This window comes from Streptomyces sp. NPDC033221 (assembly GCF_055577005.1).
In genome coordinates, this window is record NZ_JBVIQN010000004.1 from 206,480 (window position 1) to 231,853 (window position 25,374).

The following is a 25,374-nucleotide window of genomic DNA, read 5'->3' on the forward strand; positions in this document are numbered from 1 at the left end:
GGTCGATCGCCCAGCACTGGCGGCACCACGGGTGACGCAACCCGGGTTCCTGCCGCTGGTCATCGGCCCGGTGGACCGGCGTAAGGGCCCCTCACGTGAGATAGAGCAAGCCAATACGCATAACGAACTGGCAGAATACCGGGCCGCCCCCAGCCGGGTCAAAACACGTCCCGAACCGGCGTGCGATCCGCGCCCTCGGGCCCCACGGGCAGGACGGCCACCGCCCGCAGCACCCGCGGACGGACGCATGTCCATGCCATGACGGCGGCGACCGTCCACAGCATCGCCGCGTCCTTGAAGGCCCGCCGGTGCAGTCCCTCCAGGTGCGGCCAGGCCGGCCCGGTGACCTGCGGCACCAGGGCGACCCAGAACCAGACCGCGCGGGGCACCGAGCCGGGCAGCGCGACCGAGGCCACCAGCGGCAGCAGCACCACCAGCAGATAGTGGTCGAAGGACGGCCGGGACACCAGGAACACCGCGAGCATCAGCATCGCGGCGGTCTCGGCGAGCCGCAGCGGCCCCGCGTCACCCCGCCGCCAGCGCACCCAGGCGCACCAGACCCCGGCCACCGCCGCCACCGCCGCGATCCCGTACGCCGCGGTCTCCGGTACGCCCAGACGGGTCAGAATCATGCCCAGCGACGCGTCGAAGGGCCGCGCGAAGCTGTCCTGGCCGCGCAGCAGGAACGGCAGCGTACGGGTGAAGAACATGCCGGGCCGCGGCATCACCAGCACCGCCAGCACGGACGCCGCGACGGGCACCGCGACCGCCACCGCGAGGGCCCGCCACCGCCGCGCCATCACCAGCAGCAGGAGCAGCGGCACCAGCAGCGGCTTGAGGGCCAGCGCGAGCCCGAGGACCGCGCCCGCGGCCACCCACCGGTTGCGCAGCGCCAGCAGCAGCACCGCGGGCAGCGCCACCACGGAGGCCAGCGTCCAGTTCCCGAGGTTCACCACGTTGCGGAACGGCTCGAAGAACGCCAGGGCCGCCGCCCCGAGCACCGCCAGCCGGCTCCGTACGGAGATCCGGAAGATCCGCAGCGAGACGGCCCAGCCCAGCATCACCAGCCCCACCCCCGCCACCGGCACCAGCAGCCGCAGCTTCCCGGCGGACAGCAGCGCCTCGGGCACCGCGGCCAGCACCGCGCTCGGCAGATACAGGAACCGCTTGTCGGCGTACGGCGCCGCACCGTCCAGCAGCGCACGCGCCGCCTTCACGACGAAGGCGTTGTCCATGCCGACGGTGGGACTGTGCCGCTGGACATGGAAGATCAAGGCACCCATCAGGGCGGCGGCCACCGCCCACAGCGGCCAGGGGGCCCGCCGGAGCAGCCATCCGACGACCGGCGAGTCCGCTGGCCGCCCCGCCTCTTCAGCGCCCGCTATGCCCGCTTTCTCCGCGCTCATGCGTCCATCTAAGAGCCGCCCCCACGGCCCCACCACCGGACACGCCCCGAACGGCTACCCAGCGCTACCGCTTCCGCTCCACCCTGCGCTCGTCCCACACCGGCTCCGCCGTCTCCCGCACCCGGCCGTCCGCGCCGAAGACCAGATACCGGTCGAAGGACCGCGCGAACCAGCGGTCGTGCGTCACCGCCAGCACCGTCCCCGCGTACGCCTCCAGCCCCTCCTGAAGCGCCTCCGCGCTCTCCAGGTCGAGGTTGTCGGTCGGCTCGTCCAGCAGCAGAGCGGTGGTCCCCGCCAGCTCCAGCAGCAGGATCTGGAAGCGCGCCTGCTGGCCGCCCGACAGCCGCTCGAAACGCTGCTCGGCCTGACGCTCCAGCTCGTACCGGCGCAGCGCGCTCATCGCCTTGCCCCGGTCCTTGGCGTGTTCCGTCCACAGAATGTCCAGAAGCGTGCGGCCCTCCAGCTCGGGGTGAGCGTGCGTCTGCGCGAAGTGACCGGGCACGACGCGCGCCCCCAGCTTCCACATCCCCGTGTGGGCGACGTCCTCCCCGGCGAGCAGCCGCAGGAAGTGCGACTTCCCGGAGCCGTTCGACCCCAGCACCGCGACCCGCTCCCCGTAGAAGACCTCCAGGTCGAACGGCTCCATCAGCCCGGTCAGCTCAAGGTCCTCGCAGGTCACGGCCCGTACGCCGGTACGGCCGCCCTTGAGCCGCATGGTGATCTCCTGCTCGCGCGGCGGCTCCGGCGGCGGCCCGGCCTCCTCGAACTTGCGCAGCCGGGTCTGGGCGGCGTGGTACCGCGAGGCCAGCTCGTGGCTGTTCTCCGCCGCCTGCCGCAGGTTGCGCACCAGCTTCTTCAGCTGCTCGTGCTTCTCGTCCCAGCGCCGCCGCAGCTCCTCGAAGCGCGCGAAGCGCTCCTTACGGGCATCGTGGTACGTGCCGAAGCCACCGCCGTGCACCCATACGTCCGACCCGGCGGGCCCCGGCTCGACGCTGATGATCTTCTCCGCGGAACGGGCCAGCAGCTCCCGGTCGTGGCTGACGAACAGCACCGTCTTCTTCGTTTCGCGCAGCCGCTCCTCCAGCCAGCGCTTGCCCGGCACGTCCAGATAGTTGTCCGGCTCGTCCAGCAGCAGCACCTCGTCGGTGCCGCGCAGCAGCGACTCCAGCACCAGCCGCTTCTGCTCACCGCCGCTGAGCGTGCGCACCTGCCGCCACTGCGCCTTGTCGTACGGGACGCCCAGCGCGGCCATGGTGCACATGTCCCACACCGTCTCGGCCTCGTACCCGCGCGCCTCGGCCCAGTCACTGAGCGCCTGCGCGTACGCCATCTGCGCGGCCTCGTCATCCACGGTCATCACCGCGTGCTCAGCGGCGTCCACGGCCGCGGCAGCCTCCCCGAGCCGCGGCTGCGCCACCGACACCAGCAGGTCCCGCACGGTCCGCTCATCCCTGACCGAGCCCACGAACTGCGGCATCACCCCCAGCCCGCCACTGACCGTCACCGCGCCGCCGTGCGGCTGCAGCTCCCCCGAGATCAGCCGCAGCAGCGTCGTCTTGCCCGCGCCGTTGGCACCGACCAGCGCCACCGAGGCACCTTCCCCCACCCGGAAGGAGACGTCCCCCAGCAGGACCCGCCCGTCCGGCAGGTAGTACTCCAGATGTCCGGCCTCCACGTGTCCCATGGCCCGGATTGTCGCCGCCAGTCACGCGTTCCACCAACCGGTTTAGGATGCGCGGCATGAGCTTTGGGCATGGTGGGCCGTTCGGCCCCGGGGGACCGGACTCCTCGACTCCTGACTGGGACGCGCTCGCCGACGAGAGCGAGGCCCGCGGCAAACGCCGCCGCTGGCTGTTCATCGGCGGCGGAGCGCTGGCGACCGTGGCCGTGGCCGGCATCGTCGCCACCGCCGTGATCACCAGCAACAAGGGCGGCAACGACCTGCCGCACGCCCAGCAGCTGCCCGACGAACCCGACGCCCCCAAGCCGTCCTTCTCCGAGGTCTCCGTCCCGCCGCCGCCGAACCCGCGGGACTACATCACCGACCCCAAGAAGGACACCGCGGCGCTCAGCCCCGACACCCTCTTCCCCGACAAGACCATGGTGCTCGGCAAGAACAGCTACCCCCGCAAGTCCACCGCCGCCACCGACGACTGCACGGCCGGCACCCACGGCGCCCTCGGCTCGGAACTGCAGCACAACGGCTGCAAGAAGCTGCTGCGCGCCACCTACGCCAAGGACGGCGTGGCGGTCACCGTCGGCGTCGCGGTCTTCGACTCCAAGGCCGCCGCCTTCAAGGTCAAGGCCGCCAACAAGGCCAGCCTCGCGCCGCTCACCGGCGACGGCGTCGGCTCCTTCTGCCAGGGCACGGCCTGCACGATGTACACCAACGCCACCGGCCGCTACGCCTACTTCACCATCGCCGGCAACCTCGACGGCTCGCCCGTCACCAAGGCATCCACCAAGGCCCTGAAGATAGCTCGGGACGGCGGCCAGTACGCGTACAACCGCATCTGGCAGCGCGGCACGGACCAGGCGTCGAAGGCCGCCAAGGCCCAGTCCTGACACCCGCCCGGGAGCGGCTCAGCAGCAGCCGCTCCCCGGCAGGGTCCGCTTGTTGCGCGCTTCCTTGTTACGGGCCATGAGCAGGTCGTCCGCCGGATAGCCGACCTCCTCCAGCGTCAGCCCGTGCGGCCGTACGACGTGCACGGCGGAGTCCCGCACCCCGGCCGCCAGCACCTTCCCCGGCCACTCCACCGGCCGGTGCCCGTCCCCCACGAACAGCAGCGCGCCCACCAGCGACCGCACCATGTTGTGGCAGAAGGCGTCCGCCTTCACCGTCGCGGTGATGATCCCGTCGGCGTCCCGGACCCAGCTCAGCGTCTGCAGCGTACGGATCGTCGTCGCGCCCTCACGCCGCTTGCAGTAGGCAGCAAAATCATGCTCCCCCAGCAGCGCCTGCGACGCCGCGTTCATCGCGTCCACGTCCAGGTCCCAGTCGTGCCACAGCACATGGCCGCGCAGCAGCGGATCGACACCACCCGGGTGGTCCGTCACCCGATAGGCGTACCGCCGCCAGATCGCCGAGAACCGCGCGTTGAACCCGTACGGCGCCTCGGCCACCCGCCACACCCGTACGTCCTTCGGCAGCCGCCCGGCCAGCCGCCGCAGCAGCTTGTCCGCGTGCTCGGCCCACAGCTCCGCCGGCAGATCCACGTGCGCCACCTGACCGCGCGCGTGCACCCCCGCGTCCGTACGCCCCGCCACCGTCAGCTCATACGCCGCGGCCGACCGCGTCACCGTCCGCAGCGCCGTCTCCAGCTCCTCCTGGACCGTGCGCCGCGCCCGCTGCTTCGCCCAGCCCGAGAAGTCCTTCCCGTCGTACGAAAGGTCCAGCCGCACCCGTACGAACCCGGGCTCCACTTCATCGCTCACGCGAGCATCCTCTCAAGCGGAACGGGCCCGCCCCCCTGAGGGGAGCGGGCCCGTCCAACGGCCTGTGTCAGGCTCAGGCGTCCTTCGACTCCTCGGCCGGGGCCTCGGCGGCCTCGCCCTTGGTGTCCTCGGCCTTGGCGGCCTCGTCGGACTCCTTCACCGCGCGCTTGGTCGCGGCCTCGGCCTCGGCAACGGTCGCCTTCTTGGCGATCTCGCCCTCGACCAGCTCAATGACCGACATCGGGGCGTTGTCGCCACGACGGTTGCCGATCTTGGTGATACGGGTGTAACCACCCGGACGCTCCGCGAAGCGCGGCGCGATCTCCGTGAAGAGCGTGTGCACGACGCTCTTGTCCGAGATCAGCTGCATGACCTGACGACGGTTGTGCAGGTCACCCTTCTTCGCCTTCGTCACCAGACGCTCGGCGTACGGACGCAGACGACGGGCCTTGGCCTCGGTCGTCGTGATGCGGCCGTGCTCGAACAGCGCGGTGGCCAGGTTGCGCAGCATCAGACGCTCGTGCGCTGCGCCGCCGCCCAGACGGGCACCCTTGGCGGGCTTCGGCATGGTATTTCTCCTTCATTGCTGCACCGGCCGTATCAGGTACCGGTGTCAGTTCCCGTGGGGCGGCCGCCCCGCGGAAGATCATTCACGCTGGCCGCGACAGGTCGCCCTGCCGCTCCCAGTCTCGGCCAGGCTCGTCACTCCAGCCCGGCCAGGCACACTCCAGCCCGTCCTGGGGGAACCTCCCAGCGGTAGCTGGGGGAGCTTGAGGACAAGGCCCCAGGGCCGGTCAAGCCTGCACCCAAGTACGGCGGGCCGCCGTTCCCGGCCGACCCGCCGTACGGCGGGCTCAGTACTGCTCGGTCTCCACGAACCCGGCATCCGCGTCATCATCGGCGCCAAAGGCGTCAGCCGCAGCGGTCGGGTCGAACCCGGGAGGCGAGTCCTTCAGGGCCAGGCCCATGCCGGCCAGCTTCGCCTTGACCTCGTCGATCGACTTCGCACCGAAGTTGCGGATGTCGAGCAGGTCGGCCTCGGAGCGGGCGACGAGCTCACCCACGGAGTGGATGCCCTCGCGCTTGAGGCAGTTGTACGACCGAACGGTGAGCTCCAGCTCCTCGATCGGCAGCGCCAGATCGGCGGCCAGGGCGGCGTCCGTGGGGGACGGGCCCATGTCGATGCCCTCGGCGTCGATGTTCAGCTCGCGCGCCAGACCGAACAGCTCGACCAGGGTCTTGCCGGCCGACGCCATGGCGTCACGGGGACGCATGGCCTGCTTGGTCTCGACGTCGACGATCAGCTTGTCGAAGTCGGTGCGCTGCTCGACACGGGTCGCCTCGACCTTGTAGGTGACCTTGAGGACCGGCGAGTAGATGGAGTCGACCGGGATGCGGCCGATCTCCTGGCCGACCTGCTTGTTCTGCACGGCGGAGACGTAGCCGCGGCCGCGCTCGACGGTCAGCTCCATCTCCAGCTTGCCCTTGCCGTTGAGGGTGGCGAGGACCAGGTCGGGGTTGTGCACCTCGACACCGGCCGGCGGGGCGATGTCCGCGGCGGTGACCAGGCCGGGGCCCTGCTTGCGCAGGTACATCACGACCGGCTCGTCGTGCTCCGAGGAGACGACCAGCTGCTTGATGTTGAGGATGAGGTCGGTGACGTCCTCCTTGACGCCCGGCACGGTGGTGAACTCGTGCAGGACACCGTCGATGCGGATGGACGTGACCGCCGCACCCGGGATCGAGGAGAGGAGCGTACGACGCAGGGAGTTGCCGAGGGTGTAGCCGAAGCCCGGCTCCAGCGGCTCGATCACGAACCGGGAGCGGTATTCGTCGACGACCTCTTCGGTCAGCGAGGGGCGCTGAGCGATCAGCATGAGGTGTTTCGCCTTCCAGTCTTGGCACCCGCTATTTGATGCCAGCTGCGCCGGACGGTGGCCCGGCGGTTTCTACAAGGGTACGGGCGGCACGGCGCGGCTCCCAGGAGTCGCGGCGTACCGCCCGAAAAGTGCCCGGTGCCGGGCCGCGCCGGAGCGCGGACCGACAGGCTGCGGCCGTCGAGCGGCCGCGCGGCGTCAGACGCGACGACGCTTGGGGGGACGGCAGCCGTTGTGCGGCGTGGGGGTGACGTCCTGGATCGAGCCGACCTCCAGGCCGGTGGCCTGGAGCGAGCGGATCGCGGTCTCACGGCCGGAGCCGGGACCCTTGACGAAGACGTCGACCTTGCGCATGCCGTGCTCCTGCGCGCGGCGGGCGGCCGACTCGGCAGCCATCTGCGCGGCGAACGGCGTGGACTTGCGCGAGCCCTTGAAGCCCACGTGGCCCGCCGAGGCCCAGGAGATCACGTTGCCCGTGGGGTCGGTGATCGAAACGATGGTGTTGTTGAACGTGCTCTTGATGTGAGCGTGCCCGTGGGCGACGTTCTTCTTCTCCTTGCGGCGCACCTTCTTGGCGCCGGCCGTACGGCCCTTCGGAGGCATGTATTACTCCCGGTGGAGGTGGTCGGTCCTACAGCGAAGACCGCTGATGAGCGTCCGCTGAGGACTACTTCTTGCCCGGCTTCTTCTTGCCGGCGATCGCGCGACGCGGACCCTTGCGGGTACGGGCGTTCGTGCTGGTGCGCTGACCGTGCACCGGCAGGCCGCGGCGGTGACGCAGACCCTGGTAGCAGCCGATCTCGACCTTGCGGCGGATGTCGGCCTGGATCTCGCGACGGAGGTCACCCTCGGTCTTGAGGTTGTTGTCCACGTACTCGCGGATCTTGACCAGGTCTTCCTCGGCCAGGTCGCGAACGCGGGTGTCCGGGTTCACGCCGGTGGCGGCGAGGGTCTGCTGCGACAGGGTGCGCCCGATGCCGAAGACGTAGGTGAGGGCGACCTCGACGCGCTTTTCGCGCGGGAGATCAACGCCTGCGAGGCGTGCCATTTATAGGCTCCTGATGTATTCGGAGGTCTTCCGCAGCACCGTTCCCGTAAGACTCTGGAGCATTACGAGCCGGGTCCCCGGCCTCCGAGCCGGGGGTGTCGTTCCCACGTGAGCGAACACGAGGGGTCGGGTGTCTGCGTATGTACGTTTACTGTGCGTATGCGTCGCGCGAAGATACTGCGAAATGCAGAGAGGTCGGCGTGCGTCAGCCCTGGCGCTGCTTGTGGCGCAGGTTGTCGCAGATCACCATGACCCGGCCGTGACGGCGGATCACCTTGCACTTGTCGCAGATCTTCTTGACGCTCGGCTTGACCTTCATGGGATGCAGGTTCTCCGGGTCAGTGCCGCCACCCCACGGGAGGGGGCGTCGACAAGATCTACTTGTAGCGGTAGACGATCCGGCCACGCGTCAGGTCGTAAGGAGACAGCTCCACGACGACCCGGTCATCCGGGAGGATGCGGATGTAGTGCATCCGCATCTTGCCGCTGATGTGCGCGAGGACCTTGTGACCGTTCTGGAGTTCCACCTTGAACATTGCGTTCGGCAGGGACTCGATCACGGTGCCCTCGATCTCGATGGCACCTTGCTTCTTGGCCACGCTTCGCCCTTCGAATCGGCTACCTTGATCGACTACGCGCATACGGCATGCCCGACAAACAGGCACACGGATGCACGACAGCCGACGCGTCAGTCTACGTCAGGGTTCCCGAAAAGACGAATCCACGATTATTGCCCACCGACAGTGATCGTTACGCCTTGGGGCCCGGGACGCGCCGGGGACGTACGCAAAGGTCAGGCCAGCGGGTCGGGAGCGGCCTCGATGCCCAGCTCGGCCAGCTTCGCCTTGCCGCCGTCGGGGGCGGTCAGCACCAGCGGGCCCTGCTCGGTCAGCGCGACCGAGTGCTCCCAGTGCGAGGACCAGCTGCCGTCGTTCGACTTGACCGTCCAGTCGTCTTCCAGGACATGGGTCTTGGCCGTGCCCAGGTTCACCATGGGCTCGATGGCGATGCAGAAGCCGGGGACCAGCTTCGGGCCGCGGCCGCGCTTGCGGTCGACGTAGTTCAGCAGGTGCGGGTCCATGTGCATCTGCGAGCCGATGCCGTGGCCGCCGTAGTCCTCGACGATGCCGTACTTGCCGTTGGCCGGGCGCGGCTGGCGGCGGATGAAGCCCTCGATCGCCTTGGAGATGTCGACCAGGCGGTTGCCCTTGCGGACGGCCGCGATGCCGGCCCACATGGACTCCTCGGTCACCCGGCTCAGCTCGACCAGCTCCGGAGCATGACCGGAGCCCACGAAGGCGGTGTACGCGGCGTCGCCGTGCCAGCCGTCGATGATCGCGCCGCAGTCGATGGAGATGATGTCGCCGTCGGCGAGGACGGTCTCGGTGTCGGGGATGCCGTGGACGACGACGTCGTTGACCGACGTGCAGATCGTCGCGGGGAAGCCGCCGTACCCGAGGAAGTTCGACTTGGCGCCGTGCTCGGCCAGCACCTTGCGGGCGGCATCGTCCAGGTCCTTGGTGGTGGCGCCGGGCACCGCCACCTCACGGGTCGCCGCGTGGATGGCGGCGACCACCAGCCCCGCCTCGCGCATCTTCGCGATCTGCTCGGGGGTCTTGATCTCCACCATGGGGGCTTACGCCTTCCTCAAACCGACTTCTACGACGCTGCTGCGGCGGCACCCGGCCGCCCCACTACACGATACGGCCGCGGCGCCCGACTCCGGGCACCGCGGCCGTACGCGTGGTCCTGCCGTGCCTACTCGCCCTTGCCCAGGGCGGCCATCGCGCGCTGGGTGACCTCGTCCACCTTGCCGAGGGCCGGGATCGTGACGACCAGGTCCTGGGCCTTGTAGTGGTCGATGATCGGCTCGGTCTCCGTGTGGTAGACCTCCAGCCGCTTGCGGACGGTCTCCTCGCGGTCGTCGTCGCGCTGGTACAGGTCACCGCCGCAGATGTCGCAGACGCCCTCGGCCTTCGGCGCGTGGTACGCGACGTGGAAGACGTGGCTGCTGTCGTTGCGGCAGATCCGGCGGCCCGCGATCCGCTTGACGACCTCGTCCTCCGGGACCTCCAGGTCCAGGACGGCGTCCAGCTTCACGCCCTTGGTCTTGAGGTACCCGTCCAGCGCCTCGGCCTGGCCCAGGTTGCGCGGGAAGCCGTCCAGCAGGAAGCCGTGGGCGGCGTCCTCCTGGTTCATCCGGTCCTCGGCCATCGCGATCGTCACCGAGTCGGGGACCAGGTTGCCCGCGTCCATGTAGGACTTCGCCTCTTTGCCGAGGTCGGTGCCCTGGCTGATGTTGGCGCGGAAGAGGTCGCCCGTGGAGATGTGCGGGATCGAGAGGTTCTTGGCCAGGTACGCGGCCTGCGTACCCTTGCCTGCCCCAGGAGGCCCGACGAGGACGATTCGCATCAGCGGAGGAACCCTTCGTAGTTGCGCTGCTGGAGCTGGCTCTCGATCTGCTTCACGGTCTCCAGACCCACACCCACGATGATCAGGATGCTCGTCCCGCCGAACGGGAAGTTCTGGTTGGCCTTGAACAGCACCAACGCCACGGTGGGCACCAGCGCGATCAGACCCAGGTACAGCGAGCCCGGCCACGTGATCCGGTTGAGCACGTAGCTGAGGTACTCGGCCGTGGGGCGACCGGCCCGGATCCCCGGGATGAAGCCACCATACTTCTTCATGTTGTCGGCAACTTCTTCGGGGTTGAAGGAGATGGCGACGTAGAAGAACGCGAAGAAGACGATCAGCAGGAAGTACGTGACGATGTAGACCGGGTGGTCGCCCTTGGTGAAGTTGGTGGCGATCCACGTCGCCCAGCCGGCCTTCGACCCGCTGAACTGTGCCACCAGGGCCGGGATGTAGAGCAGCGACGAAGCGAAGATGACGGGGATCACACCCGCCTGGTTCACCTTGAGCGGGATGTAGGTGGACGTACCGCCGTACGAGCGGCGTCCGATCATCCGCTTGGCGTACTGCACGGGGACCCGCCGCTGAGCCTGCTCGACGAAGATCACCAGGGCGACCATCGCCAGACCCACCACGATGACGGCGAAGAACTCGATCCAGCCGTCGGCCAGCTTGCCGGACATCTTGATCTGCCACAGCGAGCCGGGGAAGCCGGCCGCGATGCCGACGAACATCAGGATCGACATGCCGTTGCCGATGCCCCGGTCGGTCACCAGCTCACCGAGCCACATGACCATGGCCGTACCAGCGGTCATGGTGATGACCATGGTGATGGTCGTGAAGATGGAGTCATTCGGCACGATCTCGCCGGCGACGGGGCAGCCCTGGAACAGCGAGCCGCTCTTGGCGGTGGCGACCAGGCCGGTGCCCTGGAGGACCGCCAGCGCGACGGTCAGGTAACGGGTGTACTGGGTGATCTTCGCCTGTCCGGACTGGCCCTCTTTCTTGAGGGCTTCCAGACGGGGGATCACCACGGTCAGCAGCTGGAGGATGATGCTCGCCGTGATGTACGGCATGATCCCCAGCGCGAAGATCGTGATCTGGAGCAGCGCACCACCGCTGAACATGTTCACCAGGCCGAAGAGGCCGCCGTTGGCGCCGGCCTGCTTCATGCAGGTGTCGACATTGGAGTAGTTCACCCCGGGCACCGGAACATGTGCTCCGAGCCGGTAGACGAGCACGATGCCCAATGTGAACAGCAGCTTCTTGCGCAGGTCGGGCGTCTTGAACGCTCGGGCGAACGCGGTGAGCACGGTGCCTCCTGCGCCTCCCGCCTCTGGAGCGAGAGGTGACGGTCTTGAGGATGACGGATACAGAGCGGCCAAAACCGCGCAGACATTAGCCCACGCGGTGGGGGCCCGGGGGAAGAACCCCCGGAAAATACAGCAACAGTGCACGCCACCTTACCGGCGACCACGCCCCCCTTGGAACGACCGACCGGGGATGCCCCAATACGTGGGCATCCCCGGTCAGTTGATTCACTGAGCTCAGATGAGCTCGGTGACGCTGCCACCGGCAGCGGTGATCTTCTCCTTGGCGGAGCCGGAGACGGAGTCGACCGTCACCGTCAGCGCCACGGAGATCTCGCCCTGGCCCAGGACCTTGACGAGCTCGTTCTTGCGCACCGCGCCCTTGGCGACCAGGTCGGTCACCGTGACCTCGCCACCCTGCGGGTAGAGCGCGGCCAGCTTGTCCAGGTTCACGACCTGGAACTGCTTGTGGGCGGGGTTCTTGAAGCCCTTCAGCTTCGGGAGGCGCATGTGGAGGGGCATCTGCCCGCCCTCGAAGCGCTCCGGAACCTGGTAACGGGCCTTCGTGCCCTTGGTACCACGACCTGCGGTCTTACCCTTGGACGCCTCACCACGACCCACACGGGTCTTGGCGGTCTTGGCGCCCGGGGCAGGACGGAGGTTGTGGACCTTCAGCGGGTTGTTCTCCGCCATGTCAGTCGACCTCCTCGACCGTCACGAGGTGGCGGACGGTGTGCACCATGCCGCGGTACTCGGGGCGGTCTTCCTTGACAACCACGTCGTTGATCTTCTTGAGACCGAGCGAACGCAGGGTGTCGCGGTGGTTCTGCTTGCTGCCGATGATGGACTTGGTCTGCGTGATCTTGAGCGAAGCCATTACGCGTTCACCCCGGCACGCGCCCGCAGCAGAGCGGCGGGAGCAACGTCCTCCAGCGGCAGACCACGACGGGCGGCGATCTCCTCGGGCCGCTGAAGGCCCTGGAGCGCGGCGCGCGTGGCGTGCACGATGTTGATCGGGTTCGACGAACCGAGCGACTTGCTCAGCACGTCGTGGATGCCCGCGCACTCCAGCACGGCGCGCACCGGGCCACCGGCGATCACACCGGTACCGGGGGAAGCCGGCTTGAGCAGGACGACGCCCGCGGCCTCTTCGCCCTGGATCGGGTGGGGGATGGTGCCGCCGATACGGGGGACCTTGAAGAAGTGCTTCTTGGCCTCCTCAACACCCTTGGCGATGGCGGCCGGCACCTCCTTGGCCTTGCCGTAACCGACACCCACGGTGCCGTCACCGTCGCCCACCACGACCAGCGCGGTGAAGCTGAAGCGACGACCACCCTTCACAACCTTGGCGACGCGGTTGATTGCGACAACCCGCTCGACGTAGGCGGTCTTCTCGGCAGCTGCGCCGCCGTCCCGCCGGTCCTTACGGTCCCGCCGCTCGCCGCCACCGGCACCGCTCCCGCGGCGCTGGGGTCCAGCCATTGGATTTACCTCTCTCTGTTACGTCCGCTAGCTACGGAACCGGGGCTTAGAACTTCAGCCCGGCTTCGCGGGCGGCGTCGGCCAGAGCGGCAATCCGCCCGGCGTACTGCTTGCCACCACGGTCGAACACGACGGCCTCGACGCCGGCGGCCTTGGCGCGCTCGGCGACCAGGGAACCGACCTGCTTGGCCGAGTCCGTCTTGTTGCCCTCGCCGCCGCGGATCGACGCGTCCAGGGTCGACGCCGACGCCAGGGTGTGACCCTTGATGTCGTCGATGACCTGGGCGGTGATACCGCGGTTGGACCGCGTCACGACCAGACGCGGACGCTCCGGCGTACCCGAAATCCGCTTACGGATGCGGATGTGGCGACGCTTCGCGGCGGCGCGCTTGTAGGCGTCGCCCTTCGCGACCTTCACACCGTATGCCATGGCTTACTTACCAGCCTTTCCGACCTTGCGGCGGATGACCTCGCCGGCGTACTTGACGCCCTTGGCCTTGTACGGGTCGGGCTTGCGCAGCTTGCGGATGTTCGCGGCGACCTCGCCGACCTTCTGCTTGTCGATGCCCTCGACGCTCAGCTTGGTCGGGGACTCGACCTTGAACGAGATGCCCTCGGGCGCCTCGATCAGGATCGGGTGGCTGTACCCGAGCGAGAACTCCAGGTCGGAGCCCTTCGCCTGGACGCGGTAACCGACACCGCTGATCTCGAGCGCCTTGCTGAATCCCTGGGTCACGCCGGTGATCATGTTCGCCACCAGCGTGCGGGACAGGCCGTGCAGGGCCTTGTTCTGACGCTCGTCGTTCGGGCGGGTGACGGCGATGACGCCGTCTTCACCCTTGGCGACCTCGATGGGCGCGGCGACGGTGTGCTGCAGGGAACCCTTGGGGCCCTTCACCGAAACCGTGCGGCCGTCGATGGTGACGTCCACACCAGCGGGAACCTGGATGGGCAGCTTGCCAATACGCGACATTAGCTATTCCTCCGTTCCCGAATTACCAGACGTAGGCGAGAACTTCTCCGCCTACGCCCTTCTTGCTGGCCTGCTGACCGGTGAGGAGACCGTGCGACGTGGAGATGATCGCCACGCCCAGGCCGCCGAGCACCTTCGGCAGGTTGGTGGACTTTGCGTAGACCCGCAGGCCCGGCTTCGAGATGCGCTTGATGCCGGCGATCGAGCGCTCGCGGTTCGGGCCGAACTTCAGCTCGAGGGTGAGGTTCTTGCCGACCTCGGCGTCCTCGACCTTCCAGCCGGTGATGTAGCCCTCCTGCTGGAGGATCTCCGCGATGTGCGACTTGATCTTGCTGTGCGGCATCACGACGGTGTCGTGGTACGCCGAGTTCGCGTTCCGCAGACGCGTGAGCATGTCTGCGATGGGGTCAGTCATGGTCATGAATTGGCCTTCGGCCTCTCTCGCCGGGGTTTCCTGTATGCGCCATCCCTCTCCCCGATCAGGGTCGGGACGGGTGCGGCGCGGGGACCTTCGGCGTAGTAAGTCGTTCCTGGGCGGCGGGCGCCCAACCCTTCTACCCTACGGGATCAAAGGGCGGGGCCCCGCCGAACAGATGCTTACCGAGAGACTCCGGAACCACCCACATGATTCCTGCCGTCCGCCGGGGCGCCCGTGAGGGCGCTGGTCGGACGTGCGGGAGGGGGTGTTACCAGGAGCTCTTGGTCACGCCCGGCAGCTCGCCACGGTGAGCCATCTCACGGAGGCACACGCGGCACAGGCCGAACTTGCGGTAGACGGAGTGCGGGCGGCCGCAACGCTGGCAACGCGTGTACGCGCGCACAGCGAACTTCGGCTTGCGGGCCGCCTTAGCGATCAGAGCCTTCTTCGCCACGGTCAGTTCTCCTTGAACGGGAAGCCGAGGTGACGAAGCAGGGCGCGGCCCTCATCGTCGTTGGACGCCGTGGTGACCACGGTGATGTCCATGCCCCGCTGCCGGTCGATCTTGTCCTGGTCGATCTCGTGGAACATGACCTGCTCCGTGAGACCGAAGGTGTAGTTGCCCCGACCGTCGAACTGCTTCGGGGACAGACCACGGAAGTCGCGGATGCGCGGCAGCGCGAGCGACAGCAGGCGGTCCAGGAACTCCCACATGCGGTCACCGCGGAGGGTGACGTGGGCACCGATCGGCTGGCCCTCGCGCAGCTTGAACTGCGCGATGGACTTACGGGCCTTGGTGACGGCCGGCTTCTGGCCGGTGATCGTGGTGAGGTCCTTGATGGCACCCTCGATCAGCTTGGAGTCGCGGGCGGCGTCGCCCACACCCATGTTGACCACGATCTTGGTCAGACCGGGGATCTGCATGACGTTCTCGTACGAGAACTCGTCCTTCAGCTTCCCGGCGATCTCTTCGCGGTAGCGCTGCTTGAGGCGCGGCGCGTTGGTGGTGGCAGTCATCAGATGTCCTCACCGGTCCGCTTGGCAACGCGGATCTTGTTGCCTTCGTCATCGAAGCGGTACCCGACGCGGGTGACGACCTTGTTGCCGTCCTTCTCCACGACCAGCTGAACGTTGCTGACGTGGATGGGGGCCTCGGTCGTCACGATGCCGCCGGTCTGCGAACCGCGAGCGGTCTGACCGGCCTTGGTGTGCTTCTTGACCCGGTTGACACCCTCGACCAGGACACGGTCCTCGCGGGGGAAGGCCGCGATGACCTTGCCCTGCTTGCCCTTGTCCTTGCCGGTGATGATCTGGACCAGGTCGCCCTTCTTGATCTTCATCGGTTACAGCACCTCCGGCGCGAGCGAGATGATCTTCATGAACTTCTTCTCGCGCAGCTCCCGGCCCACCGGGCCGAAGATGCGGGTGCCGCGGGGGTCGCCATCGTTCTTGAGGATGACGGCCGCGTTCTCGTCGAAGCGGATGTACGAGCCGTCCGGACGGCGGCGCTCCTTGACGGTGCGAACGATGACGGCCTTGACGACGTCACCCTTCTTCACGTTGCCACCGGGGATCGCATCCTTGACGGTGGCGACGATGACGTCACCGATGCCCGCGTAGCGGCGGCCCGAACCACCGAGAACACGGATGGTGAGAATTTCCTTCGCACCCGTGTTGTCGGCGACCCGAAGCCGCGACTCCTGCTGGATCACGTCTATCTCCTGATCGTCTGCCGGTTCCCGGCGGGGGCCTCATTGCTGAGGCCCACCGCCGAGCCTGGCGGAACTGACCTGGGGGAAACCCCCCAGGCGGTATCTAGCGGAATTCCCGAACGGGAAATTCCTTACTTGGCCTTCTCGAGGATCTCGACGATGCGCCAGCGCTTGCTCGCCGACAGCGGACGCGTCTCCATCAGGAGGACGCGGTCGCCGACACCGGCAGCGTTCTGCTCGTCGTGCGCCTTGAGCTTGTTCGTACGGCGGATGACCTTGCCGTACAGCGCGTGCTTGACGCGGTCCTCGACAGCGACGACGACGGTCTTGTCCATCTTGTCGCTGACGACGAGACCCTCGCGGGTCTTGCGGAAGCCGCGCTGCTCGTTCGTCTCAGTCACATTCTTCTCGCTCATCAGGCGCTCTCCACCGTCTCGATGCCGAGCTCGCGCTCCCGCATCAGGGTGTAGATCCGGGCGATGTCCTTGCGGACGGCCTTCAGCCGGCCGTGGTTTTCGAGCTGTCCGGTCGCCGCCTGGAAGCGGAGGTTGAACAGCTCCTCCTTGGCCTCACGCAGCTTCTTGACGAGGTCCTCGCCATTCAGCTCGCGCAGCTCGGTCGCCTTGGTACCGGCCGCCATCACGACTCACCTGCCTCGCGCCGCACGATGCGGCACTTCATCGGAAGCTTGTGGGCGGCGCGGGTCAGCGCCTCCTTCGCAACCTTTTCGTTCGGGAAGGACAGCTCGAACATCACCCGACCGGGCTTGACGTTCGCGACCCACCACTCCGGAGAACCCTTACCGGAACCCATGCGGGTTTCGGCCGGCTTCTTCGTCAGCGGGCGGTCCGGGTAAATGTTGATCCAGACCTTGCCGCCACGCTTGATGTGACGGGTCATGGCGATACGAGCGGACTCGATCTGCCGGTTCGTCACATAGGCGGGGGTCACGGCCTGAATGCCGTACTCACCGAAGGCAAGCTCGGTGCCACCCTTGGCCATACCGTTGCGCTTCGGGTGGTGCTGCTTGCGGTGCTTGACCCTGCGAGGGATCAGCATGTCGGTCAGCCCTCCGTTCCGGTGCTCTCAGCAGCCGGAGCAGCGGCAGCGGCCTCGGCCTTGGGGGCCTCGGCGCCGGCGTTCTGCTGCGGCTTGCGGCCGCCACGGCCGCCACGCTCGCCACCGCGGCGCGGGCGGTCGTTGCCGCCGCCACCGCCGCCACCACGGGCCGGGCGGTTGCCCGCACGGGCCGCGGCGTTCTCGGCGCGGACCTCGGCGATGTTCTTGACGTCGCCCTTGTAGATCCAGACCTTCACGCCGATGCGGCCGAAGGTGGTCTTGGCCTCGAAGAAGCCGTAGTCGACGTTGGCGCGGAGCGTGTGCAGGGGCACACGGCCCTCGCGGTAGAACTCCGAGCGCGACATCTCGGCGCCGCCGAGACGGCCACCACACTGGATCTTGATGCCCTTGGCACCGGCCTTCATCGTCGACTGCATGCTCTTGCGCATGGCGCGACGGAAGGAGACGCGGGAGGACAGCTGCTCGGCGACGGCCTGGGCCACGAGCTGAGCATCGGTCTCGGGGTTCTTGACCTCGAGGATGTTCAGCTGGACCTGCTTGCCGGTCAGCTTCTCCAGCTCGCCGCGGATGCGGTCGGCCTCGGCGCCGCGGCGGCCGATGACGATGCCCGGACGAGCGGTGTGGATGTCAACGCGGACGCGCTCACGGGTGCGCTCGATCTCCACCTTCGAGATGCCGGCGCGCTCCATGCCCTTCGTCATCATGCGACGAATGGCGACGTCTTCCTTGACGTAGTCCTTGTACAGCTTGTCGGCGTACCAACGCGACTTGAAGTCGGTGGTGATGCCGAGCCGGAACCCGTGCGGGTTAACCTTCTGGCCCATTACCGGGTTCCTTCCTTGCTGCTGACGACCACGGTGATGTGGCTGGTCCGCTTGCGGATCCGGTAGGCACGGCCCTGGGCGCGCGGACGGAACCGCTTCAGGGTCGGGCCCTCGTCGACGTACGCCTCGGAAATGACGAGGCTGCCGGCGTCGGTGTGGTCGTAGTTGTGCGCCGCGTTGGCAATGGCGCTGTCCAGCACCTTGCCGACGGGCACGCTCGCGGCCTGCGGGGCGAAACGCAGGACCGCCTGAGCCTCCGTGGCATCCATGCCACGGATAAGGTCCACCACTCGGCGGGCCTTCATGGGCGTGACGCGGATGTACCGCGCCTGGGCCCTGGCTTCCATGGTTGTCCCTTCGGTGTCAGTCATAGTCTTCGCACTCCGGTCGATCAGCGACGACGCGACTTGCGGTCGTCCTTCTCGTGGCCGCGGAAGGTGCGGGTCGGCGCAAACTCGCCGAGCTTGTGGCCGACCATCGACTCGGTGACGAACACCGGGACGTGCTTGCGGCCGTCGTGCACCGCGATCGTGTGGCCGAGCATGGCCGGGACGATCATGGAGCGGCGGGACCAGGTCTTGATGACGTTCTTGGTGCCGGCTTCGTTCTGCGTGTCCACCTTCTTGCTCAGGTGGTCGTCGACGAAGGGCCCCTTCTTGAGACTACGCGGCATCTAAACCCGCTCCTAGCGCTTCTTGTTCGTCTTGCGGCGGCGGACGATGTACTTGTTCGAAGCCTTCTTCGGCGAACGCGTACGACCCTCCTTCTGGCCCCAGGGCGAGACCGGGTGGCGACCACCGGAGGTCTTGCCCTCACCACCACCGTGCGGGTGGTCGACCGGGTTCATCACGACACCACGCACGGTCGGGCGGACGCCCTTCCAGCGCATACGGCCGGCCTTGCCCCAGTTGATGTTCGACTGCTCGGCATTGCCGACCTCGCCGACGGTGGCGCGGCAGCGCACGTCGACCAGGCGGATCTCACCGGACGGCATACGAAGGTGGGCCATGGTGCCCTCCTTCGCCAGCAGCTGCACGGAGGCACCCGCGGAGCGGGCGAACTTCGCGCCGCCGCCGGGCCGCAGCTCGATGGCGTGGATGGTCGTACCGACCGGGATGTGGCGCAGCGGCAGGTTGTTGCCCGGCTTGATGTCGGCGCCCTGGCCGTTCTCAATCCGAGCACCCTGCACCAGGCCACGCGGCGCGATGATGTAGCGCTTCTCGCCGTCTGCGTAGTGCAGCAGCGCGATGCGCGCGGTGCGGTTCGGGTCGTACTCGATGTGCGCGACCTTGGCCGGCACGCCGTCCTTGTCGTGACGACGGAAGTCGATCACGCGGTAGGCGCGCTTGTGGCCACCACCCTGGTGGCGAACGGTCACACGACCGGCGTTGTTACGGCCGCCCTTGCTGTGCAGCGGGCGGACCAGCGACTTCTCCGGCGTGGACCGCGTGATCTCGACAAAGTCGGCGACGCTGGAGCCACGACGGCCCGGGGTCGTCGGCTTGTACTTGCGGATACCCATTTCTCAGTCCTCGTCCGATTCCGGACGACTCGGACTCCGTTAGGAGACCGGGCCGCCGAAGATGTCGATACGGTCGCCCTCGGCGAGGGTCACGATGGCGCGCTTGGTGTTGGCGCGCTTGCCGAAACCGGTCTTGGTGCGCTTGCGCTTACCCTGACGGTTGATCGTGTTGACCCCGGTGACCTTGACCGAGAAGACCGCCTCGACGGCCTGCTTGATCTGGGTCTTGTTCGCACGCGGGTCGACGATGAACGTGTACTTGTTCTCGTCCAGCAGCGCGTAGCTCTTCTCGGAGACGACCGGCTTGACCAGAAGGTCGCGCGGGTCCGAGAAGGACTTGCTGGTAACGGTCGCCTCAGTCATCAGGCGGCGCTCCCTTCGAGCTCAGCGGCCTTGGGACCAGCCACGAAGGACTCGAAGGCGGCCTTGGTGAAGACCACGTCGTCGGAGACGAGCACGTCGTACGTGTTCAGCTGGCCCGGCTCCAGGATGTGGACCTGGGGCAGGTTGCGGGCGGAGAGCCACGCGGCCTCGTCGGTGCGCTCGGCGACCAGGAGCACGTGCTTGCGCTCGCTGATCTTGCCGAGGAGAACCTTGGCGGCCTTCGTGGAGACCTCGCCCTCGACCACGCCGGAGACGACGTGGACGCGGCTGTTGCGGGCCCGGTCGGTGAGGGCACCGCGCAGGGCGGCGGCCTTCATCTTCTTCGGGGTCCGCTGCGAGTAGTCACGCGGCACGGGACCGTGCACGACGCCACCGCCGGCGAACTGCGGCGCGCGGGTCGAACCCTGGCGCGCGCGGCCGGTGCCCTTCTGGCGGTACGGCTTCTTGCCACCGCCGCGGACCTCGCCGCGAGTCTTGGTCTTGTGCGTGCCCTGACGGGCCGCGGCCAGCTGCGCGACAACGACCTGGTGGATCAGCGGAATGCTGACCTTCGCGTCGAAGATCTCCGTGGGGAGCTCGACGGTCCCGGCCTTGTCGCCTGCCGGCGAAAGGATGTCAATGGTGCTCATCGGTTACCTCAGGCCCCCTTGGCCGCGGTACGGACCAGGACGAGGCCGCCGTTCGGACCAGGAACTGCGCCCTTGATGAGCAGCAGACCCTTCTCCGCGTCAACGGCATGGACGGTCAGGTTCTGGGTGGTGACCCGCTCGTTGCCCATACGGCCGGCCATCCGCATGCCCTTGAACACGCGGCCCGGGGTGGCGCAGCCACCGATGGAGCCCGGCTTGCGGTGCACGCGGTGGGCACCGTGCGAAGCCTTGCCGCCGTGGAAGCCGTGACGCTTCATGACGCCGGCGAAGCCCTTGCCCTTGCTCTTGCCGGTCACGTCCACCTTGACGCCGGACTCGAAGGTCTCGGCGGTCAGCTCCTGGCCGAGGGTGTACTCACTGGCGTCAGTGGTACGGACCTCGACGAGGTGACGGCGGGGGGTGACGTCGGCCTTCGCGAAGTGGCCCTTGAGGGGCTTGTTCACCTTGCGCGGGTCGATCTCGCCGAAGGCGATCTGGACGGAGTCGTAGCCGTCCTGGTCATTGGTGCGCACCTGGGTAACGACGCAGGGGCCGGCCTTGACCACAGTGACCGGGACGACACGGTTGTTCTCGTCCCAGACCTGGGTCATGCCGAGCTTCTCGCCCAGGATGCCCTTGATCTGCTTAGCCATCTCTACTGCGCCTCTCAGAGCTTGATCTCGATGTCAACGCCGGCCGGAAGGTCCAGGCGCATCAGCGAGTCAACGGTCTTGGGCGTCGGGTCGAGAATGTCGATCAGGCGCTTGTGCGTGCGCATCTCGAAGTGCTCGCGCGAGTCCTTGTACTTGTGCGGCGACTTGATGACGCAGTACACGTTCTTCTCGGTGGGGAGCGGCACCGGGCCCGCGACCGACGCACCAGTACGGGTCACCGTCTCGACGATCTTCTTCGCCGACGTGTCGATGACCTCGTGGTCGTAGGCCTTGAGCCGGATGCGGATCTTCTGTCCCGCCATGGCTACTTCGTAGTCCTGTCTCTCGTAACGCTCTGGGACCCGGTACGTTGCCGTTCATCCACCGACCCACGCGGTCGGGCGTGTCGCGCTCCTTCCCGCAGATCTCCGCAAGGGCGATCCTTCGAGAAGGAAAACGTGGGGGATGAACACCCACCGGGCGCCTGGCTGAGGCACCCCGCTGCACTTCCCGGAAGATTCCCGTACTTCCGCCCCTGATAAGAGGCGACGAATACCTAGGACTCGCTTCCGGTCCCCCCGGCGGGAGGCGCGCAGCATCGGCACTCAACCGAGCAACCTGGACAGTGTGCCACATCAGCGGCGGACGCTGCCAATCGAGCGGGAGATCGTACACCGCGTCACACCGTCCGGGTGCACGGCCCCGCCACCGGCGTGCCGAAGCGGGACCGCCAGCAGCCCCCTACGGCCCCGCCTTCAGGCCGCGATGGCCATCTGCCAGTGGATACGGGCGGGCTCCTCCGTGTGACGGTCATCACCCTCCACGGTGAAGGCCGCGTGCGGGAAGTCGCGGACCTGCCGCAGCCACTCGCCGACCGTCGCCGTGCCGGGTACGGGGACGACGCGTCCGGAGCGGTCCGGGCCGCGGCTGGAGAGGACCGTGACCGTGAACCGGTCGGTCTCCGTCACCAGCACCACGTCGTGCGGGAACTGCGCGACGCGCTCCATCACCCCGCGCGCAGGCTCCCGCCCGTCGGCCACGACCAGGATGTGGTTGCCGTGCTCGTCCGTGGTCCCCTCGAACCCCGCCAGTATGCCCAGGAACCGGTTTATGTGGCGGTTGCGCAGCTCGTCGATGACGCGCTGGCGCCCTTCCTGGAAGCCCGTGGTCGCGGCGAACCGGAACGTCAGCGAGACCCGGCCGGCCAGCGCCACGTCGATCTCCGCCATCTCCTCGCGGGTGGGGTGGGCCGCCCCGTCGTCGAGGCCGTGCGCGGCGAGCCAGCGGTTGACCTCGGACCACAGCCAGGCCTGGGAGCGCCCTACGGTCCCCTCGGCGGCCGGGAAGGGCGCGCCCTGCGCCTTGCGCGCCCCGGCGACCCACTGGGCGACGTTCTGCCGGGAGCGTCCCGTACGCTCGGCGATCTCGTGTATGCCGACCATGTCGCGGTCGAGGCGGCGTACCCGCAGGCGCGGCACCGCGGCATGCGCCGCCGAGGCGGCTTCGAGCGCGGCCCTGACCGCGCAGTCGCCGGGCCAGGCGATGCTCAGCAGGTCGGCGCCCCCGGCGCGGGCGAGGAGGGCGTCGCAGCTGTCGCGCAGCGCGTCGACGGCGTCTTGGTCGTCGACGGTCGCGCCCGTGACGACGAAGGTGAAGTCGTAGTCCATGGCGGCGTCCCCCTAGTCCTTGGGCAGGGTTGCAGGTCTGTTGTCTTTCGTCAACAGACAAAGCATGACAAAGCCTGTCGGACCCTGCATGGGCAACTGTCGCAAAACGTACGGTTGCCGACGGCCCACCTCAGTTGACGCAACGGTCACGCTTCGCCGCGCGGCATCCCCGTGAGACTGCGGTTCGCCGCGTCACCGGGCAGCGGACACCGCGCCGCCAGCCGGTCGATCACCCGCGCGTGCGCGGTGGGACTGCGCGGCGTACCCGCCACCGGGATGACCGTGCACCTGCCCTCGCACGGACAGTAGAGCCGCCCCCAATGCCCGTCCTTGCGCAGCACCCACCCCCACGCCGCCCACTTCTCCAGCACCCGCCGCACGTCCTTCTTCGGGTGATCACAGGGCCTGATCTCGCTGCCGACCACCCGCTCACCGCCCGTCGGCGCGTGCGGAAGGCACCAGCGGCCCGCGGCGCACGCACGGCTTCGGGGCGGCCACGGAGCGGACGCTCCACGGCGCGGCACGGGTGACGGGGTGAGCAACTACCACGAGAGGTGGACTCCTCTGGTGCCGACGGACTTTTGAGGCGACGCCTGGCCCCCTCGGCGCGAGCCGCCTCTCCCAGGACGGTGACGCTCCGACACCAGAACGTTACTCCAAATGACGGAAGGTCCCTCGGTAATTCGTGCGCGCCGCACCCCGGACCCGAACTTCCGCACCGCGCGGCACCACCCGCCGCCCACTCCGCTCCCCCGCTCCGGCTCACGACCGCGCACGCCGGTGCGCCCCCGGCCGCCGGGCGTGCGGAGATGCCCGGCGCCGCCGAATGCGCGCCGTATCGAACCGTCCGCAAAATCCTACAGCTCACAAGAAATGAAAGCCTTCCGGCTGAAGCTGCGAAACCGGAGACTATGCGGCACCCCCGAGGGAATCCTGCAATGTATCGACGAGCGGGCGGAGCGGAGAGGAGGATTTCATGCACCTTTCTCGTTACGGGCGCCGTTTTCCGTACCGGAACAGAAAAGCCGCACCCGCGTACCGAGGTAACGCGCCCCCGGGCACCGCGCGGGAGCGGCGGGCATGACCGGCGAGCCGGGCCCCGCCGCCTCCCTCCCGCCCCGCCGCGAACCCGGCCCCGCGCAGCGCGCCGCGGCGACGTTCGGCTCGCTCCGTATCCGCAACTACCGGCTGTTCGCCGCCGGGCAGGCCGTCTCCCACACCGGTACGTGGATGCAGCGCATCGCCCAGGACTGGCTGGTCGTCGAGCTGACCGGCTCCCCCGCCGCCGTCGGGATCACCGTCGGCCTCCAGTACGCGCCCATGCTGCTCCTCGGACTGCACGGCGGCCTGCTCGCCGACCGGCTGCCCATGCGACGGCTCCTGCTGCGGACACAGACCGCGCTGGGCGCGACCGGCCTGGCCCTGGCCGCACTGGTGCTGTCCGGCCAGGTGCAGATCTGGCACGTGTACGTCATGGCGGCCGTGCTGGGCCTGGTCTCCGTCGCGGACGGCCCCGCCCGGCAGGCGTTCGTCGCCGAGCTGGTCGGGCCGGAACACCTGCGCAACGCGGTGAGCCTGAACTCCGCCACCTTCCAGGCCGCGCGCCTGGTCGGCCCCGCCGTCGCCGGCGTCGTGATCACGGTGGTGGGCAGCGGCTGGGCCTTCCTCCTCAACGGCCTCTCCTACCTCGCCCCGCTCGCCGCCCTGCTGCTCCTGCGCCCCGGCGAGATGCATCCGGTCGAGCGCGCCGCGCCGGGAAGCGGCCAGGTCAGGGCGGCCCTGCGGCAGGTCGGCCACAACCCCGGCCTGTTGTGGCCGATCGTGCTGGTCGCCTTCGTCGGCACGTTCGGGTTCAACTTCCCGGTCTGGCTGACCGCGTTCACCGTCCAGGTCTTCCGTACCGGCTCCGGCGTGTACGGGCTGCTGAATTCCCTGCTGGCCGCAGGGGCGGTGGCGGGAGCGCTGTGGGCGGCGCGCAGCCTCGCGCCGCCGCGCCGGGTACTGACCGCGGCGGCGCTGTTGTTCGGCGCGCTGGAGACAGCCGCGGCCCTCGCTCCCGCCCTGTGGCTCTTCGCGGCCCTGCTGGTCCCCGTCGGCATGACCGGCCTGGTCGTCACCGCGACCGCCAACGCGCACGTCCAGCTGACGGCCGACGCCGCGACGCGGGGCAGGGTGATGAGCCTCTTCAAGATCGCCTTCATGGGCGCCACACCGGTGGTCGCACCGGCCGTCGGCTGGGTCACCGAAGCCTTCGGCCCCCGCGCCGGATTCCTCACCGGCGGGCTGACCTCCCTGGCGGCGGCCGCCGCCGTCGGCTTCGCACTGTCCCGTACGGCGACGCAGACGGATACGGCACCGGCGCGCGAAAAAGAAACAGAAACGGACGGGGGCACGGGCTCAGCCGCGAAAGCGTGAGCGCCGCCACCGCGGCACATTTCCCCGTACGCACCTATTCACCCCACATTGCCATCCCCAGCCCGCCCGATAAGAACACCCGGACGGAAAAGAATCCCACCCGTGTCGAAATACCGGTTCATCTCCC

General features: G+C 68.4%; 37 protein-coding genes. 2 read left to right on the forward strand and 35 right to left on the reverse strand.

Going from position 1 to position 25,374, the window contains the following annotated elements; translation table 11 throughout:
- Positions 1-158: 158 nt before the first annotated feature.
- Both ACZ53K_RS06760 and ACZ53K_RS06765 read right to left on the reverse strand, forming a co-directional pair.
- Positions 159-1,406, reverse strand: coding sequence for a glycosyltransferase family 87 protein (locus ACZ53K_RS06760; protein ID WP_468832594.1), 1,248 nt, complete (start codon positions 1,404-1,406; stop codon positions 159-161).
- 64 nt (positions 1,407-1,470) lie between these two features.
- Positions 1,471-3,090 carry an ABC-F family ATP-binding cassette domain-containing protein gene (locus ACZ53K_RS06765; protein ID WP_468832595.1) on the reverse strand — a complete coding sequence of 540 codons (1,620 nt, stop codon included), beginning with the start codon at positions 3,088-3,090 and terminating at the stop codon, positions 1,471-1,473.
- Positions 3,091-3,146: 56 nt separating this feature from the next.
- Here ACZ53K_RS06765 and ACZ53K_RS06770 point away from each other — a divergent pair, with 56 nt between their 5' ends.
- Positions 3,147-3,971, forward strand: a complete 825-nt coding sequence (locus ACZ53K_RS06770; protein ID WP_468832596.1) for a hypothetical protein — start codon at positions 3,147-3,149, stop codon at positions 3,969-3,971.
- 18 nt (positions 3,972-3,989) lie between these two features.
- Here the strand turns inward: ACZ53K_RS06770 and truA are convergent, their stop codons facing one another.
- The 33 genes from truA to ACZ53K_RS06935 form a co-directional block, all read right to left on the reverse strand.
- A complete protein-coding gene (gene truA / locus ACZ53K_RS06775) occupies positions 3,990-4,841 on the reverse strand; it encodes a tRNA pseudouridine(38-40) synthase TruA (RefSeq protein WP_468832598.1) in 852 nt (283 codons plus the stop codon).
- Between the two features lie 73 nt (positions 4,842-4,914).
- Positions 4,915-5,409 carry a 50S ribosomal protein L17 gene (rplQ, locus tag ACZ53K_RS06780; protein ID WP_468832599.1) on the reverse strand — a complete coding sequence of 165 codons (495 nt, stop codon included), beginning with the start codon at positions 5,407-5,409 and terminating at the stop codon, positions 4,915-4,917.
- A gap of 286 nt (positions 5,410-5,695) precedes the next feature.
- The gene (locus tag ACZ53K_RS06785; RefSeq protein ID WP_003956430.1) at positions 5,696-6,718 is read right to left on the reverse strand and encodes a DNA-directed RNA polymerase subunit alpha; all 1,023 of its coding nucleotides are present in this window, start codon (positions 6,716-6,718) and stop codon (positions 5,696-5,698) included.
- Positions 6,719-6,916: 198 nt separating this feature from the next.
- A complete protein-coding gene (gene rpsK, locus ACZ53K_RS06790; protein WP_004571845.1) occupies positions 6,917-7,321 on the reverse strand; it encodes a 30S ribosomal protein S11 in 405 nt (134 codons plus the stop codon).
- 64 nt (positions 7,322-7,385) lie between these two features.
- The gene (rpsM, locus tag ACZ53K_RS06795) at positions 7,386-7,766 is read right to left on the reverse strand and encodes a 30S ribosomal protein S13 (protein WP_006604894.1); all 381 of its coding nucleotides are present in this window, start codon (positions 7,764-7,766) and stop codon (positions 7,386-7,388) included.
- 205 nt (positions 7,767-7,971) lie between these two features.
- Entirely contained in the window at positions 7,972-8,085 is a 114-nt protein-coding gene (gene rpmJ, locus ACZ53K_RS06800; RefSeq protein ID WP_003956441.1) for a 50S ribosomal protein L36, read from the reverse strand.
- A gap of 58 nt (positions 8,086-8,143) precedes the next feature.
- Positions 8,144-8,365, reverse strand: a complete 222-nt coding sequence (infA, locus tag ACZ53K_RS06805; RefSeq protein WP_003956442.1) for a translation initiation factor IF-1 — start codon at positions 8,363-8,365, stop codon at positions 8,144-8,146.
- Positions 8,366-8,559: 194 nt separating this feature from the next.
- A complete protein-coding gene (gene map / locus ACZ53K_RS06810) occupies positions 8,560-9,396 on the reverse strand; it encodes a type I methionyl aminopeptidase (protein WP_468832601.1) in 837 nt (278 codons plus the stop codon).
- A 128-nt stretch (positions 9,397-9,524) separates the two neighbouring features.
- Positions 9,525-10,178, reverse strand: coding sequence for an adenylate kinase (locus tag ACZ53K_RS06815; RefSeq protein ID WP_468832602.1), 654 nt, complete (start codon positions 10,176-10,178; stop codon positions 9,525-9,527).
- Positions 10,178-11,491 carry a preprotein translocase subunit SecY gene (secY, locus tag ACZ53K_RS06820; protein ID WP_468832604.1) on the reverse strand — a complete coding sequence of 438 codons (1,314 nt, stop codon included), beginning with the start codon at positions 11,489-11,491 and terminating at the stop codon, positions 10,178-10,180. The genes ACZ53K_RS06815 and secY overlap by 1 nt, the downstream gene beginning before the upstream one ends.
- A 234-nt stretch (positions 11,492-11,725) precedes the next feature.
- Positions 11,726-12,181, reverse strand: a complete 456-nt coding sequence (gene rplO / locus ACZ53K_RS06825) for a 50S ribosomal protein L15 (protein WP_030016979.1) — start codon at positions 12,179-12,181, stop codon at positions 11,726-11,728.
- A gap of 1 nt (position 12,182) precedes the next feature.
- On the reverse strand, positions 12,183-12,365 hold the full coding sequence (gene rpmD / locus ACZ53K_RS06830; RefSeq protein ID WP_030016980.1) for a 50S ribosomal protein L30: 183 nt from the start codon (positions 12,363-12,365) through the stop codon (positions 12,183-12,185).
- Positions 12,365-12,970, reverse strand: coding sequence for a 30S ribosomal protein S5 (rpsE, locus tag ACZ53K_RS06835; protein WP_030016981.1), 606 nt, complete (start codon positions 12,968-12,970; stop codon positions 12,365-12,367). The genes rpmD and rpsE overlap by 1 nt, the downstream gene beginning before the upstream one ends.
- A gap of 46 nt (positions 12,971-13,016) precedes the next feature.
- Positions 13,017-13,400: a 50S ribosomal protein L18 gene (rplR, locus tag ACZ53K_RS06840; RefSeq protein ID WP_406522742.1), complete on the reverse strand. Its 384-nt coding sequence runs from the start codon at positions 13,398-13,400 to the stop codon at positions 13,017-13,019.
- 3 nt (positions 13,401-13,403) lie between these two features.
- Positions 13,404-13,943, reverse strand: coding sequence for a 50S ribosomal protein L6 (gene rplF / locus ACZ53K_RS06845; RefSeq protein ID WP_468832606.1), 540 nt, complete (start codon positions 13,941-13,943; stop codon positions 13,404-13,406).
- Positions 13,944-13,965: 22 nt separating this feature from the next.
- Complete coding sequence (rpsH, locus tag ACZ53K_RS06850; RefSeq protein ID WP_227046489.1) at positions 13,966-14,364, reverse strand: 30S ribosomal protein S8; 399 nt, start codon at positions 14,362-14,364, stop codon at positions 13,966-13,968.
- A gap of 265 nt (positions 14,365-14,629) precedes the next feature.
- Complete coding sequence (locus ACZ53K_RS06855) at positions 14,630-14,815, reverse strand: type Z 30S ribosomal protein S14 (protein ID WP_004571834.1); 186 nt, start codon at positions 14,813-14,815, stop codon at positions 14,630-14,632.
- A 2-nt stretch (positions 14,816-14,817) separates the two neighbouring features.
- Positions 14,818-15,378: a 50S ribosomal protein L5 gene (gene rplE / locus ACZ53K_RS06860; protein WP_030016984.1), complete on the reverse strand. Its 561-nt coding sequence runs from the start codon at positions 15,376-15,378 to the stop codon at positions 14,818-14,820.
- Entirely contained in the window at positions 15,378-15,701 is a 324-nt protein-coding gene (gene rplX / locus ACZ53K_RS06865) for a 50S ribosomal protein L24 (protein WP_468832607.1), read from the reverse strand. The genes rplE and rplX overlap by 1 nt, the downstream gene beginning before the upstream one ends.
- A 3-nt stretch (positions 15,702-15,704) precedes the next feature.
- Positions 15,705-16,073 (reverse strand): 50S ribosomal protein L14, encoded by a 369-nt coding sequence (rplN, locus tag ACZ53K_RS06870; RefSeq protein ID WP_003974257.1) that lies wholly within the window; start codon positions 16,071-16,073, stop codon positions 15,705-15,707.
- A 131-nt stretch (positions 16,074-16,204) separates the two neighbouring features.
- Positions 16,205-16,489: a 30S ribosomal protein S17 gene (gene rpsQ, locus ACZ53K_RS06875; RefSeq protein WP_004571831.1), complete on the reverse strand. Its 285-nt coding sequence runs from the start codon at positions 16,487-16,489 to the stop codon at positions 16,205-16,207.
- A complete protein-coding gene (gene rpmC / locus ACZ53K_RS06880) occupies positions 16,489-16,713 on the reverse strand; it encodes a 50S ribosomal protein L29 (RefSeq protein ID WP_030016986.1) in 225 nt (74 codons plus the stop codon). Before rpmC ends, rpsQ begins: the two co-directional genes overlap by 1 nt.
- Positions 16,713-17,132, reverse strand: coding sequence for a 50S ribosomal protein L16 (rplP, locus tag ACZ53K_RS06885; RefSeq protein ID WP_004571829.1), 420 nt, complete (start codon positions 17,130-17,132; stop codon positions 16,713-16,715). The genes rpmC and rplP overlap by 1 nt, the downstream gene beginning before the upstream one ends.
- Before the next feature lie 5 nt (positions 17,133-17,137).
- Complete coding sequence (gene rpsC / locus ACZ53K_RS06890) at positions 17,138-17,977, reverse strand: 30S ribosomal protein S3 (protein WP_468832609.1); 840 nt, start codon at positions 17,975-17,977, stop codon at positions 17,138-17,140.
- Positions 17,977-18,324, reverse strand: a complete 348-nt coding sequence (gene rplV, locus ACZ53K_RS06895) for a 50S ribosomal protein L22 (RefSeq protein ID WP_006604878.1) — start codon at positions 18,322-18,324, stop codon at positions 17,977-17,979. Before rplV ends, rpsC begins: the two co-directional genes overlap by 1 nt.
- Positions 18,325-18,368: 44 nt before the next feature.
- Positions 18,369-18,650 carry a 30S ribosomal protein S19 gene (rpsS, locus tag ACZ53K_RS06900; RefSeq protein ID WP_030016988.1) on the reverse strand — a complete coding sequence of 94 codons (282 nt, stop codon included), beginning with the start codon at positions 18,648-18,650 and terminating at the stop codon, positions 18,369-18,371.
- A gap of 12 nt (positions 18,651-18,662) precedes the next feature.
- Complete coding sequence (rplB, locus tag ACZ53K_RS06905; protein ID WP_073768979.1) at positions 18,663-19,499, reverse strand: 50S ribosomal protein L2; 837 nt, start codon at positions 19,497-19,499, stop codon at positions 18,663-18,665.
- Positions 19,500-19,538: 39 nt separating this feature from the next.
- Positions 19,539-19,862 carry a 50S ribosomal protein L23 gene (rplW, locus tag ACZ53K_RS06910; RefSeq protein WP_468832611.1) on the reverse strand — a complete coding sequence of 108 codons (324 nt, stop codon included), beginning with the start codon at positions 19,860-19,862 and terminating at the stop codon, positions 19,539-19,541.
- On the reverse strand, positions 19,862-20,512 hold the full coding sequence (gene rplD, locus ACZ53K_RS06915) for a 50S ribosomal protein L4 (RefSeq protein WP_468832612.1): 651 nt from the start codon (positions 20,510-20,512) through the stop codon (positions 19,862-19,864). Before rplD ends, rplW begins: the two co-directional genes overlap by 1 nt.
- Positions 20,513-20,520: 8 nt before the next feature.
- Positions 20,521-21,165 carry a 50S ribosomal protein L3 gene (gene rplC, locus ACZ53K_RS06920; RefSeq protein WP_030016992.1) on the reverse strand — a complete coding sequence of 215 codons (645 nt, stop codon included), beginning with the start codon at positions 21,163-21,165 and terminating at the stop codon, positions 20,521-20,523.
- A gap of 14 nt (positions 21,166-21,179) precedes the next feature.
- Entirely contained in the window at positions 21,180-21,488 is a 309-nt protein-coding gene (gene rpsJ, locus ACZ53K_RS06925) for a 30S ribosomal protein S10 (RefSeq protein ID WP_004571821.1), read from the reverse strand.
- Between the two features lie 432 nt (positions 21,489-21,920).
- Positions 21,921-22,832 carry a helix-turn-helix transcriptional regulator gene (locus ACZ53K_RS06930; protein ID WP_468832614.1) on the reverse strand — a complete coding sequence of 304 codons (912 nt, stop codon included), beginning with the start codon at positions 22,830-22,832 and terminating at the stop codon, positions 21,921-21,923.
- 146 nt (positions 22,833-22,978) lie between these two features.
- Complete coding sequence (locus tag ACZ53K_RS06935) at positions 22,979-23,257, reverse strand: hypothetical protein (protein ID WP_468832615.1); 279 nt, start codon at positions 23,255-23,257, stop codon at positions 22,979-22,981.
- Positions 23,258-23,912: 655 nt separating this feature from the next.
- Here ACZ53K_RS06935 and ACZ53K_RS06940 point away from each other — a divergent pair.
- Entirely contained in the window at positions 23,913-25,247 is a 1,335-nt protein-coding gene (locus tag ACZ53K_RS06940) for an MFS transporter (RefSeq protein WP_468832616.1), read from the forward strand.
- The last annotated feature ends 127 nt before the right edge of the window (positions 25,248-25,374 follow it).